The organism is Oscillospiraceae bacterium MB08-C2-2, assembly GCA_035621215.1.
In the GTDB taxonomy this organism is placed as follows: domain Bacteria; phylum Bacillota; class Clostridia; order Oscillospirales; family Ruminococcaceae; genus WRAV01.
In genome coordinates, this window is record CP141729.1 from 1,329,752 (window position 1) to 1,346,178 (window position 16,427).

A 16,427-nucleotide genomic window follows, 5' to 3' on the forward strand; every position below is an offset into this window, starting at 1 on the left:
TCCCTCCTCACAGGGTGGTCTGAATGTTCTTGGGCAAAAGTATGGACACCGTTGTGCCTTTTCCCAACTCACTTTTGAAAGAAAGGCCGTATTCTTCGCCACAATAAAGCTTGATGCGTTTGTGTACATTCACAAGCCCCAAGCCGGTATGGCGATCTTCATACACCCCCGCCTGAAGCGCGCGCAGCTGCTCCTTATCCATGCCGGCACCGTCATCGCTTATCCGCAGCATAATGTCTTCGCCGCAGCTTTCTCCTGATATGGTAATAAGGCCAATTCCACGTTTGTTTTTGGTACCGTGGTAAATTGCATTTTCTACGATCGGCTGCAACACCAGCTTGGGCACCATACAGTCCAGAAAATCCTCAGGAATATAGATTTTGTAGTTTAGAATATCACTGTAACGAATCTGCTGTATCTCCAAATAACTGGACACCTGATCCCGCTCGGCTCGAAGTGTGATGATGTCTTTCCCTTTATTGAGCGAATGGCGGAAAAACACGGATAAACTGGTCACCATCTTGACTACCTCTGCATACCGGTGGTTTTCAGCCAAAATAGCAATGGAATCCAGCGTATTATACAGAAAGTGGGGATTAATTTGTGCCTGCAGCAGTTCCAATTCCGTGCGATGCAGATATTTTTGATCCTCACGCTGCTTTTCCATCAGAACATTGATGCGGTTCACCATCTCATTGAAGCCTGTATCCAACGTATGTATCTCGGTGCTTCTTGTCTCGATGGGGTCAACCTCAAAAATGCCTTCCCCCAATCTTTGGGCCTTTTGAGCCAGTAAGCCAATGGGCTCAGTAATGCGGCGGGTAAAGCGAACTGAATAAAACAAAATGATAAAGATGAGCAGCAATGCCCCTATAACAGTGATAACGATAACCCCCATGACTCTGCCATCGATCTCACTTTGCAGCTGGGCCAGTTCACGCACCTCATCATCAATGTAATCATGCATATAGGTTTCTATGAGGACAGTGAGGCCTGTTTCACCGCGGATATTGGTGTCTAAAAGCTCCATTCGGTCGTCATATCGCTGGGTTTTGGCTATTTCCAGCATGTATCCCCGCAGGTTTTCGCACATATTCAGCATGCTGCGGATGCGCCAGCGGTTATCACGCAGTTTGGTGGTTTCCTCCAGGCGGTGCAACACCTCTACAGCGTCATCCAGTTCTTTCATGGGCAGTGTCTCCACTGACTGGTCGCTTCTGGGTGTAATAACATGGTTCCACATTTCCAGATCCATCGTATCTTTGAATTCAACATTGAATTCCGCTGCGGTGTTGGCATTTTGCAAGGCGTTGGTGTATTGCCGGTTGATGGAAACCAGCATGAATATCAGTATTGCAATCATCACCAGCAGCGGCACCTCAATGATGAACAACAGCTTGTTCATCTGCTGCGTAATGCTGATGCGTGGTATCGGCTTTTGAACACTGACATCTATCATCAAGTATACCCTCCCGTCCAATGCTATTCCATACTGAGGTTTTTTATCAGCATCAGCCAATAAAATACGGTATATTTCCTCACAAACACCTTCGTCACGCCATTGGCACTGCTTGGGGCTATCCATAGCATGCCCTTCAACATAATACCGTTATTTTTTCGCAGCCTGCCCTTTTTACCTGTGGTTTCTGCCGCAGCAAGTTTTTTTGTTGGGTTCCATTCTTCATTGCTTCATGCGTAGCGTCTTATGCTTTTCAGTTTACTGGTTCTTCTGTTTTTATGCAACTTTTATTTTACAAACAAGATATAGAATGAGCAAACAAAAAATAATTTGTAATCAAAAGATGGATCATGGATTAGCCGATAGATAAGGCTAATCCATGATCCTGTTCAGTTAAGCTCTAAAAACTGCGGTTAAACCTATGCGGTTACGCGAACAGAGAACTGTGCGATAACACCATTGTGAGCCTTGGCTTCGATGATGGCAAAGCCGGTCTTGCTGGTGGCTTTGACAATACCGTTTTGATCCACAGTGGCGATGGCGGGATTCAGAGAAACCCAAGTAACATCCTTGATGGTGGCATTCTCAGGATCGATAACGGCGGTAAGCTTAACAGTCTTGTTTCGCTTAACCGTTTCGTCACCCTCAATGCGGATGGCCTCTACTTCAATGATCTCGCCGGGGTCGATTTCTTTCAGCTGAGCAATTGCATTACGCAAAGCGGCAAGAGCAGAGTCAACGGCACCCTGATCGGCTTGATCATCCGAAAGAACATCCTTGGCCGTGTTCAGAGCGGTTCTCAGAACGGCCCAGGTCTCGGGAGTGTATTCGGCCTGATTCAAGGCTTCTGCCTCTTCTGCCACAGTTTCCAGTTCTGTCTTATCAACAGGGGTGGAATCGGCAGTCAGCTCCACAGTAATGGTGGCCTGAGCGCCTACTGTAAAGGAAGAAGTCTTGGTCTGGTAGCCCTGCGCACTTACAGTGTAGCTGTATTCGCCGGGAGCCAGATCATAAATCAAAGCGTTTGTAGCGGTGGGAGACACAACGTCGCCTGCGCTGTTTCTTACCTCAACGGCTGCATTTGCAGGTGTTACCGCAAAGGTAATGGCGTATTTATCGGCGGGAGCTTGACTTAGATCAACGGTGATGGTCTTGTTGCCATCAGCAGTAAAGGTGGCAGACTTAGTCTGGAAGCCCTCAGCGCTGACAGAATAGTTGTACTGACCGGGAGCCAAGTCATAGATAAGGGCGTTGCTGGAAGTAGGAGCAACCACGGAACCTTCACTGTTGGTTACCACAACCGCTGCGTTTGCAGGAGTGACTGCAAAGGTAATGGTAGAGTTGACAGGCTGGTCATCCTTCTCCATGTGAATGTATTCAAAGGTGGTATTAAACACAGTGCTGGATTCCTGATTGGTTGTGCTGAAGAGCTGGAGCTTGGCGCCATCCATACGGGTGCCGGCAGCAAAAGAATTGGCACGGGAGAAGTTCACGCCATCGGAAGAATAGTAGCCGATGATGTTGGAACCTTCCTTCTGGAGGCGGAGCCAGGCGGTGGTAAAGTTAAAGCCAGTGAAGTTGTTGCTGGATTGGAAACCGCTGTTATACTGCCAGGATGGATTGCTGCCGCCAATCTGGATCATCTTGACCCAGTTGCTGCTGCCGGCGCCGGTGTTGTTAAGGCCGATACCATAGTTGGGGTATCCCCCATCAGGAAGCAGGCGGTCGTTGGTAACCTTGACGGTGACAGTCCAGTCGCCATTGAGAGAGCCGGTATACTGCAGCATGTTGAGTATGCTGGTGGAAGGGAAGTCGTTGCCGCTGGAAAGGTTACTTGCGGGAATGGTGATGCCGGTTTCCGCAAAGGTAGCCTTGTCGTTGGCATTGAGGAGTTCCCAATCAGCAGGCAGGCTGTTGAACCGGGTGGCGCTCTCTGGTACAAAGGTGATTAGGTAAGCATCTGTTTGAGAACCGGAAATGAATTCCACCTTGGCGGATTCCCACAGATTTGTTGCCTGAGTGACTTTAACAGTTACGTCTTTTCTTGTAGACTGAGCGGTAATGGTAGGAATGTCGCCGCTCTCTACAGTGTGGGTATAGGATTTGGTATAGTAATTAAATTCCGAGAAAGGTTCGCCGTCCATGGAAATGGAGTACATGGAACTATAGTCCTTTTTAAGCTCTACTGAGATTACAGCATTTTGGCTTACCTGGATATCTTTAGTTTCTGTTACATACCCTTCAGCACTGGCCGTGTAGGTATAGCTGCCCACAGGCAACTCATAGAAATAACCGCTGATGGGGGTGATCACATTGTCGCTGCTGTCTTTAATTTCAATAACGGTATCTTGCGGAGATACTTTAAACTCCACAAAGGCACTGGATTGAGCCTTGCCGATATTGACATACTCAAAGGTTGTTTTAAAGGGCTGGCTGCCAAAGCAGGTGCTGGCAAACAGCTGCAGCTTTGCTTTATCCAGTGTATTGTTCACCGTAATGGTACGCGTGGTTGTAAAGTTCACACCATCCGATGAGTAGGAACACACGATCGTATTACCTGATTTTGTCAGCCGCAGCCAACTGGTCAGGTAGGGGTGAGCGGTGAAGGTATCGTTGTCGCCGTCGCCTGTAAGGCTTCCCGCTATGGAATTCTGGATGCTATGGGCATTGTTATACCCAAATACATTGACCAGTTTGAGCCAATCATCTCCATTGTGAAGAGCCACACCATATTGTGGATAGTTGCCCTCATCACTCAAGAGTTGATCGTTGGTAACCTTAGTGGTAATTTCCCAATCGCCGGCAAGGGAACCCTTATACTGCAGCGTATTGGTATTATTGCCGTTAAAGTCGCCGCTGCTCGGAATCACTGTGGCGCCAAGGTGACTAAAGCTGGGCGCTGTGCTGCTGGGATTTACGACACTCCATCCGCTGGGCAATGAAGTGAAGCGGGTGGTGCTTTCTGGCACAAAGGTAATCAAATAGGTTTTGCTGCCCGCATCAGAGCTAAACGTAACCTTGGCAGAATCAAACAACGCTGTTGCCTGTGTAACGGTAGCAGTCATGCCCTCTGCAAGGCTGCCGGCAGTAACAGTGGGGATTTCATCTCCCGTTACGGTATAGGTATAGGAGTAAATGCTGGAATTAAACTCCAAGAAATCCTTGCCATCTACTTTAATATCTTCGGGAGGCATAGCAGTAAACTGCACCCGATGGAACTCCCAGATGTTGTTGCTGCCACTTCCCTTCGTTTTAAGGAAGAGAGGATGCTGACCATCCAGATCATCCACCACATCTGCTACATCCAGGCTGACCGTAGTGCGAACCCGGGGCATGTCGGCAGTAATCGGAATAGTTCCCGCTAGCTTGCCATCTCTAAGGGGATCGCCAATATACACCTCGATAGAGCCATCACGGCCAAGAGGAATAATATCAAGATCCAGATGAGTGTGGCTGCCTTCCGGCACATCAATATCAAAGTTGTAATTAACAATACCTACAGTGGAGTTGTTGCGAAGGTTGGTAACATGATTGTTGTTAACAGTCTTGTCACGGTTGGCAACCACATATGGTCCACCCAGCTGATAACAAATAATACCAGCCGAATAGTTCTCATAAGGGTTCAGACCATTCCGTTCCGGACCGGAAGAAGACATATTCACTTGAGGAATGATGACTTTTCCGCCGGGGCCTTCTTCAACCGTAATATCCAAAGGCTCAATTACAGTCTGCCGGGAATAGCCATGGTTGTTGATGGCACGGTGGTAGGTAATATACCACTCGCCATCAGCCTCAAAAAGGCTGCCATGGGTATTGTGGCCATTGTTGGTGCTGGAAGCACCGTCCGGAGTGCGCTGGCCGGCGGCATCTACGATAACTCCTCCGTATGTAAAGGGCCCAAGAGGAGAATCGCCATAAGCGTAAGCAAGCATACACACACCAGTTGAATTGTACTGGGCTTCAGAAGAAAGCCCGCCTCTGGCATAAATAAAGACATACTTATCTTTAATCTTACGCATGGAAGAGGCTTCAAAGAATTGGAAAGGCTCGCTGCTTTTGCGATTTCCTATCATATTGGTGATCGTTTGTGTCCCCGGTTTAATGGAATGCATATTGGTAGGGTCTAGCTCGGCGCCATAAGAGGTTTCAAACCCCCAATAGCCGTATACCCGGCCATCGTCATCCACAAACACGGAAGGGTCAAATCCCAAATCTCCGACTGTATTTGTTTTGGAAGCACTGGCCCAGTTAGTGACCTCAAAGGGGCCGTCTGGCCTGTATGATTTAGCCACCATGGTGTTGCGCCCGCCAGCCTGATTGTTGGGATAGAGGTAATAAGCCGGCACCATTTTGCCGTCTACTTCTTCCATCCGCATTGCCACATCAGGTGCGTAGAGTGTGTCGAAGCCTGTTCCGCTGCTGTTTGGAGAGCGGAAAATAACTCCGGGAGTATCATACAAATTTCCCTCAGGACGCCAATTGGTCAAATCGTCAACAGGAGCCGACCAACAGCTCATATCTGGTCCGCAATATTGGCTGACAGCTGTATCGTGAGAACCATAAACATAAACACGATATTTCCCAGGGTTATCAGGATCTTCAAATACATATGGTTCGCTGTCGGGAATGAATTCCCACATAGGAAGGAATGGATTGATGGCGCTGACATTCATACTTAAGCTGATTACAAAAAGAGCGCTGAGAGTCAACACGGTCACAAATCTCGCTATTTTTTTCATTCTTCAATAGTCATCCTTTCCTTATTGGCGTTGTCCTTACTGGTTTGATTCCTATCCTGATTTTCCCTCCTATCTTTTACCCACTATACTTCGTTGATTGAACCTTTCATGTGCGCACACGAAAAACCCTGTTTTGATCAATTTTATATCAGCAAGCGAAGCACAGGGCCGCCTTAGGGAAGCGCCCCTTTTTGAGAATATCTGCACAGAAGTTTGCTTATGATGCTGTGTAGAACCGAACTCTGTGCCTAAAAGCCGTCTTTCTCACTTCGGCCCAATATTTTCTGCTGATTTTTTGTATTTTGTGTTCGAGCACATGTTGTAAGTAAACAAGCTTGTTTACTTACAACATACCTTATTATTGACAAATATACAATAGTAAAATAAAAAATTATATAAATTTTGTCCTTAACAACATGATTTGTCTATATTTTATAGAACAATTTACAAATAATAAGATGCATATTTTTTTACAAAAAACATACAAATGTGCTCGAGCATATATCCAATATGCATTTTTTACTAATTGCACACAAATGTCCCCTAAGCCGGATTTTTTGTGACCATCTCAAAACCGCTGCAATCCATCAAAAATATTCTGTAATCTTGCGATAAACCTTTTGCGGCACCTCCGTTAAATATTGTTTTATATAAAGCTTGCATAAATTAGAACGAGGCTGCCCTAAAAAAAGAAAATCCTCTCAGGTAAAGCAACGGCCTTGCGGCCCAATTGCTAAAACCTAAGAGGACTTTACATATGAATTTTACGGCCAGAGATATTACCACATAGAGCAAACCCTACGGACTAAAACAGCATAGTCAGTACAATCCAGCCTTTGACTCAATAAAAATCGATAAACAGCTTCTCATTGTGGTCAAAAATATCCGCCTGTATATGATACAGAGCCTCAATGAGCGGTTTTGTAATGATGTCCTTGGGCTTGCCGCTGCAAAGGATTGCCCCCTCTTGCATCACATAAATCCGGTCGCAGCAGCGGGAGGCTGTTCCCAGATCGTGGAGCGCCGCCAAGATGGTCTTGCCGGAACTTTTGAGCATCCGCAGCGTGTGAATCTGGCTGCCGATATCCAGATGATTGGTGGGTTCATCCAGCACAATAATCTCAGTCTGTTGAGCCATAGCCCGTGCGATCAAAGCTCGCTGCTTCTCACCGCCGGATAGATGAAGAAAGCTGTGTTTGGCAAAGGCCTCAATCCCAACACTGCGGATGACCTGCTGTATAATAGCGCTGTCCTGTTCATCCAGCGTATCCAGCATTTTCTTGCTGGGATACCGTCCCATAGATACAACCTCTTCCACGGTAAAGTCGAAGTTGGCGCTGTTTTCTTGGGCAACAACGGCGAGGCGGGAGGCAGCCTGACGGTTTGTAAGCTTTTGGATGTCTTGCCCATACAGCAGTATCTTACCCTTTGCAGGCGATAAGACCTTGTATATGTTTTTCAGCAGGGTTGATTTGCCGCTTCCGTTGGGGCCGATCACTCCTACAAACTCACCCTCTCCCACTTCCATAGATACATCATTTAGTATTGGACGCCCGGCCGCTGTATAGGTTACGCCGTGAACCTCTATCGCTTTTCTCATGATTTCTCACCAAAGGCATAATGCCGGGCTTTGATCATCCACAGAAAGAAAGGCGCACCCAGCATGGAAGTCAGAATACCCACAGGGATTTCTTTCGGAATATCCAGCATACGGGCCGCTACATCCACCCACACAAGGAATATTCCCCCCATTAGTGCGGCCAGAGGAATAACCCGCCGGTGATCGGAACCCACCACCGAACGGACAATATGCGGAATAACCAATCCCACAAAGCCAATGCAGCCGGAAACCGATACACAAACACCTGTAAGCAGGGCTGTAAGCACAATCAGCACCTTGCGCACCACATTGACATTGATTCCAAGGGTTATGGCGGTATCATCCCCCATCATAATGGCATTGAGCGGGGTGGAAAGACAGTACATACCCAAAATGCCCGGTATCAGCACGATGATCATGGGGAGCAAAACCTCCCACTTAACACCTGCCACGCCGCCCAGCATCCAAAAGGTTGCCTCACGAACCTTGGCATCGTCCGGTGCATTGTATACCGTAAAGTTAGTGAAAGCACCGAACATGGCGGATACCGCTACACCAATCAGAATCAATTTAATGGGCGTGATCTCCCTGCCGTTCTTGGAAAGTGTATAGACCAGTGTGATTGCGCCGATTGCACCGATAAAAGCGCAGATATGCACACGGTAAGCACCCAGAAAAGAAAACATTCCGTATGCCATAGCCATAACCGCACCAAAGGAGGCACCGGATGAAATCCCCAATACATATGGGTCAGCCAACGGGTTTTTGGTGAATGCCTGCATTCCAACCCCCGATAAAGAAAGAGCCATCCCCACCATAACCCCCAGCAAAACCCGTGGAGTACGGAGGTGCCAGATAATATTCTGTGTGTTATCGGGAATCCCGCCAACATCAACTGATGGAATCAGGTGGCTCAGCAGCACACGCCAAACATCCGAAAAGCGGATGAATACAGGGCCGATGGCCACACAAAGAACGATCGACAGAAGCAGAAGCACAGACAGCAGAATACAGGCAAGCCGCATGTGCCCTGTCAGAAAGGAACTGATCTGCTTCATGCGAACAAATCGGGATGAAAGCCCTCTGCAAATTTCTCAATGGTATCGGCAATGCGGGAGCTGGCAAAGACCTCCGGCAAGGTGACGACAATAAAATTCTGATTCTGGATCGCCTTGAGGCCGGACAACGCAGGATTGGTGGTTAACTGCTTAATCTTTTCTTCCAAAGTGGTGGTGCCATAATTGTTGATGATGATGATATCGGGGTCGGCTTCCACTACAGCCTCCCAGCTCACAGTATTCCAAGTTTTCTCCAGGTTCTCGAATACATTTATACCCCCGGCATGCCGGATCAGCTTAGAGGTGAAATTGTTGCCCGGTGTATAGGCGCCGCCTTCCATTTCCATATCAAAATTAAACACCTTGATCGGCTCGGCATCCTTCACAACATCCTCTACCACGCTGATGCGGGACTGCATTTCGCTGACAATCGCTTTGGCACGGTCCTCCACCTGAAAAATGCGCCCCAGATTATAGAAATCCTGATAAACATCTTCCACGTCTGCGCCCAGCTTATATCCTTCAATGGAGGCTAAGGACATGATGCCATTCTGCTCCAGTGTGGGGTGATCGGCAATCCCCTTTTGTCCAAAGGCCGAGCTCCGCCCATAGATAAAGTCAGGGTCTAAATCCAACACGACTTCCAGAGAGGGCTGCTCAGAGGTTGTCAGACTGCGCTTGGATTCGTATTTTGCACGGAACGGCTCCGCTACAAGTGCGTTGTTGTAGCTGGTTGCTATAATTTTATCCCCCAGCCCTAAAGCCATCAGCTGTTCGCCGGCATTGGGGTTGGCAGCCAGCACCCGCTCCGGCACATGGGTAAAGGTAACAACAGCCTCGTTATCTGTAACCAGCTCAAAGGGGAATGCATCGCCCGAGTTAGACTGTTCTTCTTGGGCTGAAGAATCGGCATCGACTTGTTCGGATACCGAGCTTTTTGGGTCAGCCGAAGCAGAATCCTCTTTATTTGGTGATGAACATGCGGTAAAGGACAGGATAAGGCATACGGTTAGAACCAGACTGAGTAAAATTTGTTTTGTACGCTTCATTTTTTGCTCCTTTTCTTTGCCTTTGAATATGGATTGCCATTTCAGCACAAAAAAAGTACTGTCTGCAACAAAGCAGGCAGTACGTTTCCGTTTTTACGCACAGCAATAGTTTGCACACAGCCATATCCACGTGGCGCTGCATTAATTGTACACAAGCAGGTCTTCTGACTCGCGCGGTTTTTTCCCTCACCTTCCCAAAGCATGGAGCTTCAGTGGTAAAGGAACCTTAAAATGCGCTTACAGCGGCGGGACCGTACAGGATTTTCACCTGTTTCCCTTTTAACCAGCAAGCTGCTGGCACTTGTGCCTCAATTACTTTATCACCATTCAGGAGGAAAAGCAACCCAATTGTTTCAATACTATGCCCGACCGTGCGATTCATGCTGGCTTTATCTCAGCGGATAGCCAATACCCAAGGCAAAAGCATGGAGCACGGCTTGTAAATCCGGTATATGTATCGGTTCATACATCCATTGCTGAAAGGAAGAAAGCAAGTCTATTCCGGGGATAGCCTCACACCGGGGAGACTTCATCCTCGTGCATCATATATTCAATTAATGCATACACGCCCGCCCATAGCAGTATATCGCTTCCATCCGGCACTTCCATTACCTGTGGGCCAATGGAAAAGAAATCTGTCAATGTTGCGAAACCATCCTGCGTGTGTATCTCCAAGTGGTTTTTCTCGCTCCGCACGACTTGCCATTCGGTACCGCTGTGCACCTGAATGGACATGCCCACAGGATGCGGCGGTTTTGAAATGGAGAAGTAATCGGCATCGGCTGCATACACAGGCCGAGCAGTAGCTACAGTTTGGCTGCCCTGCTTGAGTGTGTATTGCCGATTCTTCCCGGCAGGCTTATCTGGCATATTTGCAATATTTGTTTGATACTGCACCGTTTTGTCTGGGCTCATCACTGCCTTTTCTGAACCGAACACCTTGGCGTTTTTCAATATGGCCAATAGTTTGCCTGTTTCAACCATAAACAACTTTTCAGAAAAGCTATTTTTAATGATAACAGTCACTCTTGTCCCTCCTAAATGAATAGATAGCAGGCCCCTCCTATCACGCCGCTGCCCAACATGATCAGGATTGGATTTGGCTTAAACCTCCGCAATAGGAAGAGTCCTACCGCAAACAGAGCAACAGCAATAAAATCGGTAGAGGCAATATCCCAAGTGAAACCACCGGCACCCCAAAAGGACAGTACAAGGATAGACAAACCCGCAGAGAGAATAAGCGCTACCACAGTTGGCCGCAAGCCCGCCAGCACCCCCTGAATCACAGCTAACTCTTTATACCTGCTGTAAAGCCACGCCACCAGCGACACAATAATGCAGGAAGGCAGGATACAGCCTAGGGTAGCCACCAGTGCTCCTCCCAGACCAGCGATTTGTGTACCCACAAAAGTCGCTGAATTGATGGCAATGGGGCCGGGTGTCATTTCGGAGATTGTGATGAGATCCGTAAACTCAGTCAGGGTCAGCCAGCCATGAAGATCCACAATCTGATTTTGTATCAGCGGCATAGCGGCCATGCCGCCGCCAAAGCTAAATAAGCCGATTTGGAAAAAGCTCCAGAACAGTTGAAGATAAACCATGCCCTACAGGTGCTCCTTTCCCGTTTTCTTATCGTGCAGGCTCACCAGAGCGCCGAGTGTAGCGCAAAAAAGAATGATATAAATAATGTTGATGTGCAGCACAAAATATACGAAGAAAGCCCCCGCCATAATGAGGATAGGCAGTATCTTTTTGGCTTTGATAATTTGACCGCCCATTGTAATCACCACATCGAAAATCACTGCACATACGCCCGCCATCATTCCTTTTAATACGGCACTCACGATGGCGTTGTCACGGAATGCAGCGTAAAACAGCGAGATGACCGACAGAATAATGAGCGGCGGCAGCACAGTGCCAAGAATTGCTATTGCTGCACCGGATATACCCATCAAGCGCCAGCCTACAAGAATGGAAGCATTAACAGCCATTGCCCCCGGCGAAGACTGTGCAATGGCAGCCATATTCAGCATTTCGGTTTCTTCCAGCCACCCTAATTCGTCCACAAATTTTCTTTTCATCAAAGGGATGATGACATATCCACCCCCAAAAGTGAATGCACTCAAAAAAAATGTGGATTTGAACAGCTTTAAATAGTCTTTAAGATTCCTTTTCATGTAATGCCCCCTTCTTTATTAGTATACACCTTAATGGCAGATAATCAAAATAGTATTATTAGATACAATGAATAGCTGTATTAATAAAAACAAATAATTTTCTGATACTGTTTATAATAGGGGAATACAACGTGGGCTCGGGGCACAAATGATTCTAAAATCCGGTGGGTGGCCTCGAGAAATAACCAGCAGAGAGCTTCCGATAAACACAACTCTTGCGATTATTGATATGAACCTTTCCCCGGTGTTCGGGAAATGCACACCCATCTTCAATCTGAATGGGGCTATGTGCTGCAAGGTAAGGCCCGCGTAACGGCTGTTGATGAAAGAGGGCGCGTATTTATTGCAGATTGCAAAGCAGGAGAAGGGTGGTTCTTTCCGGCCAATATTCCCCACTCAATTCAAGGGCTATGTGAGGGATGCAAATTTCTGCTTATATTTGATAAAGGCAGCTATTCTGAAAAAATACATTCTCAATATCCGAATTGTTTTCTCATCTGCCTTTAGATGTTCTATCGGCAAATTTCGGATGTGCAGAATACTAGGTATTTCAGAAATTTTGACTACAAAATCTCTAAACCCTCCAACGCATCAAAAGCGCATTAGATGATTAAAGCTAATGGGGTACACTTTAGCAAGTATACCCCATTAGCTTTTTGTTCTTTTCTTTTTTTCCGGCAAACACTGTCGGGAAAGCTTTATGACTGTCCGGCCTTGGGAGATAGCCTCCTAAGTCTAATATTGCAGCAGCGTATCCTGCAATAGTTTTTGCATATACAAATCTCGCGGATTGTGCAGCACTTGGCTGGCCGCACCGTATTCAACGATGTTTCCGCTGTTCATAACATATGCTGTATCTGCAATTTTCCTGGCTAGGGCAATATCATGTGTGATATACAGCATAGAAAACCCTCTAGTGTTTTGCAGCCCCTTGAGCAGGCGCAGTAAATTGGCAGCGCTGGAAGGATCAAGCATGGCGCTGATTTCATCGGCAATCATCAGCTTGGGATTCATCACCAAAGCCCTTGCAATGGCTACCCTTTGGCGCTGGCCGCCACTGAGGGAATGGCCCTTGCGTTTTAAAAACGCATCATCATAGGGCAGCTGCACCTGTTTCAAAGCGGTTCTGGCCTCGGCAATTCTGTCGGATTTAGAGCCTTTGCGCAGAATATCCAGTGGCTCTCTGACAATTGCCTCTATCGTCAGATTCTCATTGGTGGCAGAGAGCGGATCTTGAAAGACCATCTGAATGCCTTCCGCTTTCCTCGTTTCACTGCTGCCGAATATCTTTCGCCCTTCAAAATAAATCTTCCCCTCATCGACAGGTAGGATACCGCTTAGAATGCCTGCAAGAGTGGTTTTCCCAGAACCAGATTGACCAATCAGAGCGACAATCTCCCCCGCCTTAATTTGAATATCACATCCACGGCAGGCATGGGTTTCATGACTTTTAACACGATAGGTTTTAGAAAGCCCCGTTCCGGAAAGCAGCGTTACAATGCCGCCACGCAGACAGGCAACCCATCTGTCTTCCGAAACAGCCTCCAGCTCAGGATGCTGATGAAGGCAGGCATCGATTCGCTGATTGCATCGGCTGTAAAAGGGGCACTGGTTTTCCTCGGTAATATGTATTTCTCCCGGTATTCCCCACATATCCCGGTAGGGATGCACAGAGGGAGAGGAATAGATCAGCCCACGGGTATAAGGGTGGCTCGGTTCACGCAGAAGCTCATTGGTGCGGCCGGCCTCCACAACATTTCCTGTATACATCACCAAAGTGCGGGAAGTAAGTGCGGCAATAACGGTCAGCTCATGGGAAATCACAATCATAGAGAAGCCGATTTTTTCCCGCAGGTAAATTAAAAGCCGGATAATCTCCTGCTTTGAGACAGAATCAAGGGCCATAGTGGGCTCATCCACAATCAATATCTCGGGATCGCAGGAAAGCGCCATGGCAATTAAAACCTTTTGGCGCATTCCTCCCGAAAGCTGATGAGGATAAGCTTCATACCAATTGGGAGCCAGCCCTACCATCTCAAACAGCGCTTTTGTTTTTGCCTCAGCCTCTTTTTTCCCATACTGTGTATGCTTTATTATGCACTCTGCAACCTGGGCACCAACAGACATTACTGGATTCAAAACATCCAGACTGTTTTGGAATGCGATGGCAATCTTACTCCAGCGATAGGTATCCCGCTCTCGTTCCGAAAAGCCTAAAAGCTCCGCACTATCCAAGTGGATGCTGCCGCCTATATCAGCCCGGGAATCCAAAAGCCCCATAATGGTCATGGCCAAAGTGGATTTCCCACTCCCCGATTCACCGACAATGCCGAGGCTTTCGCCTTTTTCCAGCCGAAAACTAACGTTATGGACTGCATTGATCAAGGCTTCCTGTTTATATCGTACATATAAATTTGAAATTTCCAGAACCGACATAAATAAAATCCAACTTCCTCCGTGATACTTTTATCTCTTGGTGTTGACGATCTGCTCCAAATCACGGCTCAAAAATGATATGGATACTACAAGCAGCATCAGAGCAGCCAGCGGAGCCAATATCCACCACTTCCAGAAATCTGTAAAGTAAATTCCGGGGAAATTAATAGAGCGGTTAAGAATAACCCCCCAGCTTTTTGAGAGGGGATCGCCAAGCCCCAGAAAAGAAAGCCCGGCCTCTGCCACAATAGCATGGCTCATGATTCGAATGATGCTCACCATTATAATGGGCAGGATACCCGGAATAAAATGCTTGATCAGAAGATGCCAGAAGCCCGCTCCATAGCTTTTTGCAGCTGCAATATAGAGTTCGCTGCGCATGGAAAGTATTTTTGCCCGTGCCGTTCGTGCCGGTCTCACCCAAGAAATCAGCGCAATGACAAAAATAATGTTTGCAAGGCTTGCTCCAAAGAAAGCACCCAGCACAATCATAAGGGGAAGCTGCGGAATAGCGGCCATAATATCGCATAGGCTGGTTACGAGCTTGTCTGCCCAGCCGCCATAATAGCCTGCAAGAATCCCCAGCACACTGCCACCGATCCCCGCAAGCAAAGCCGCCGAAAAGCCCACCATCATACTGACAGCCGCTCCATGACATATCTGCGCAAACAGATCAATTCCAAGGTCATCCGTTCCCAACCAGTGCGCAAAACTGGGGGGCATCAGTGATTCTCCACTGGGAACCTGATGGGCATCACCCATAAACAAAAAGGAACTGAAAGACAAAGCCAACAACAGAAGAATGCTCACCATGCCCGCCTTCCCATATGGGCTAAAGGTATACCACAACGAAAGTTTTCGTTTGTTTTCTTTTGGGGCAGCAACCACATCCGTGAAGGAAAAGTGGCTCGGGTCTATCTGGTCTGGGAAACTGCAAATTCGTTGTTTCATTTATCCCACCCGTGGATCAAGCTTTTTATGAATCAGCTCTGCCAGCCAATTCATGAGCAGCACCATAATGGTTATGGTTAAAAAAATCCCCTGAATCAAAACATAGTCCCGGTTGTTTACAGCTTCACGCATCAGCCTTCCAATGCCGGGATAGGCAAACACATTTTCCACCAAAACAGCACCGCCGAATAAGGTTCCCAAGCTCATAAAAAAGCTGGAAACAACCGGTGGCAACGCATTTTTCAGTGCATGGCGGAAAATAACTTTTCTCTTCCCTATCCCCTTGGCCTTCGCTGTGCGGATATAGTCCTTGGAAAGCACGGTCAGCATACTGTTGCGGGATAGCAGAAAAAAGCCACCCACCCGTGTGAGGGTTAATGTGAGAATCGGCAGGAATGCATGGTGGAGAATATCCCCGATTTGTGCCCAGATGGAATCAAAAGAGGCAAACACCGTGCTTCCTCCCGATAGCGGAAACCATTTCATTTGGGCGGCAAAAACAAACAGGAACAGCACGCCAAGCAAAAAAGCGGGAATTTCCGAAATCACAATCATAACGAAATACATAACACGGTCCGCTGCTTGGTCTCGCATCCAAGCCGACACGGCTCCCATGGCCGTTCCGATCACGCTGCTTAACAGCAACGATGAAACCACAATAAAAAGAGTCCATGGAATGCGGGAAAAGATCATCTGAGCCACACTGGTATTGTAATAGATGCTGTATCCCAGATTGCCTCGGAAAAGTTGTGTAAGATAATTCCAGAACTGAGCAGGCAGGGGCTGATCCAGACCATAATAAGCCTTGTATTGATCGATTTGCTGCTGAGAATATGCCGTGGAGACACTCCCATCCTCTACCGAAAGATAAAGGAACGGGTCTCCCGGCATTAATCGAGGCAGAAAGAAATTGATCAAGAGCATCACAATTACAACAAGCAAATAGTGTTTTTTCATA

General features: G+C 47.4%; 12 protein-coding genes and 1 riboswitch. Of the genes, 1 reads left to right on the forward strand and 11 read right to left on the reverse strand.

Translation table 11 applies throughout. The annotated features are described in order from the left end of the window. Positions 1 to 7 precede the first annotated feature (7 nt). From U6B65_05885 to U6B65_05920, 8 genes are all read right to left on the reverse strand, one after another. Positions 8 to 1,459, reverse strand: coding sequence for a sensor histidine kinase (locus U6B65_05885; protein ID WRS28660.1), 1,452 nt, complete (start codon positions 1,457 to 1,459; stop codon positions 8 to 10). A gap of 419 nt (positions 1,460 to 1,878) precedes the next feature. Then, positions 1,879 to 6,198 (reverse strand): family 43 glycosylhydrolase, encoded by a 4,320-nt coding sequence (locus U6B65_05890; GenBank protein ID WRS28661.1) that lies wholly within the window; start codon positions 6,196 to 6,198, stop codon positions 1,879 to 1,881. Between the two features lie 841 nt (positions 6,199 to 7,039). Then, positions 7,040 to 7,798 carry an ABC transporter ATP-binding protein gene (locus tag U6B65_05895; GenBank protein ID WRS28662.1) on the reverse strand — a complete coding sequence of 253 codons (759 nt, stop codon included), beginning with the start codon at positions 7,796 to 7,798 and terminating at the stop codon, positions 7,040 to 7,042. Beyond that, positions 7,795 to 8,856: an iron ABC transporter permease gene (locus U6B65_05900; GenBank protein WRS28663.1), complete on the reverse strand. Its 1,062-nt coding sequence runs from the start codon at positions 8,854 to 8,856 to the stop codon at positions 7,795 to 7,797. The genes U6B65_05895 and U6B65_05900 overlap by 4 nt, the downstream gene beginning before the upstream one ends. Continuing rightward, positions 8,853 to 9,905 carry an ABC transporter substrate-binding protein gene (locus U6B65_05905; GenBank protein ID WRS28664.1) on the reverse strand — a complete coding sequence of 351 codons (1,053 nt, stop codon included), beginning with the start codon at positions 9,903 to 9,905 and terminating at the stop codon, positions 8,853 to 8,855. The genes U6B65_05900 and U6B65_05905 overlap by 4 nt, the downstream gene beginning before the upstream one ends. Before the next feature lie 136 nt (positions 9,906 to 10,041). After that, positions 10,042 to 10,225: riboswitch (cobalamin riboswitch) on the reverse strand. Positions 10,226 to 10,418: 193 nt separating this feature from the next. After that, positions 10,419 to 10,931 (reverse strand): hypothetical protein, encoded by a 513-nt coding sequence (locus U6B65_05910; protein ID WRS28665.1) that lies wholly within the window; start codon positions 10,929 to 10,931, stop codon positions 10,419 to 10,421. An 11-nt stretch (positions 10,932 to 10,942) separates the two neighbouring features. Further along, a complete protein-coding gene (locus U6B65_05915) occupies positions 10,943 to 11,506 on the reverse strand; it encodes a chromate transporter (GenBank protein WRS28666.1) in 564 nt (187 codons plus the stop codon). A gap of 3 nt (positions 11,507 to 11,509) precedes the next feature. Beyond that, positions 11,510 to 12,082, reverse strand: a complete 573-nt coding sequence (locus tag U6B65_05920; GenBank protein ID WRS28667.1) for a chromate transporter — start codon at positions 12,080 to 12,082, stop codon at positions 11,510 to 11,512. Between the two features lie 255 nt (positions 12,083 to 12,337). Between U6B65_05920 and U6B65_05925 the strand changes: the two genes are divergently transcribed. Next, entirely contained in the window at positions 12,338 to 12,589 is a 252-nt protein-coding gene (locus U6B65_05925) for a cupin domain-containing protein (protein WRS28668.1), read from the forward strand. A 228-nt stretch (positions 12,590 to 12,817) separates the two neighbouring features. On the opposite strand, the gene U6B65_05930 is transcribed toward U6B65_05925, so the two are convergent. From U6B65_05930 to U6B65_05940, 3 genes are read right to left on the reverse strand one after another with little or no spacing between them, the layout of a single operon-like run. Next, positions 12,818 to 14,518 carry an ABC transporter ATP-binding protein gene (locus U6B65_05930; protein ID WRS28669.1) on the reverse strand — a complete coding sequence of 567 codons (1,701 nt, stop codon included), beginning with the start codon at positions 14,516 to 14,518 and terminating at the stop codon, positions 12,818 to 12,820. Between the two features lie 30 nt (positions 14,519 to 14,548). Next, positions 14,549 to 15,469 (reverse strand): ABC transporter permease, encoded by a 921-nt coding sequence (locus U6B65_05935; protein ID WRS28670.1) that lies wholly within the window; start codon positions 15,467 to 15,469, stop codon positions 14,549 to 14,551. Continuing rightward, the gene (locus U6B65_05940; GenBank protein ID WRS28671.1) at positions 15,470 to 16,426 is read right to left on the reverse strand and encodes an ABC transporter permease; all 957 of its coding nucleotides are present in this window, start codon (positions 16,424 to 16,426) and stop codon (positions 15,470 to 15,472) included. Between the last annotated feature and the right edge of the window lies 1 nt (position 16,427).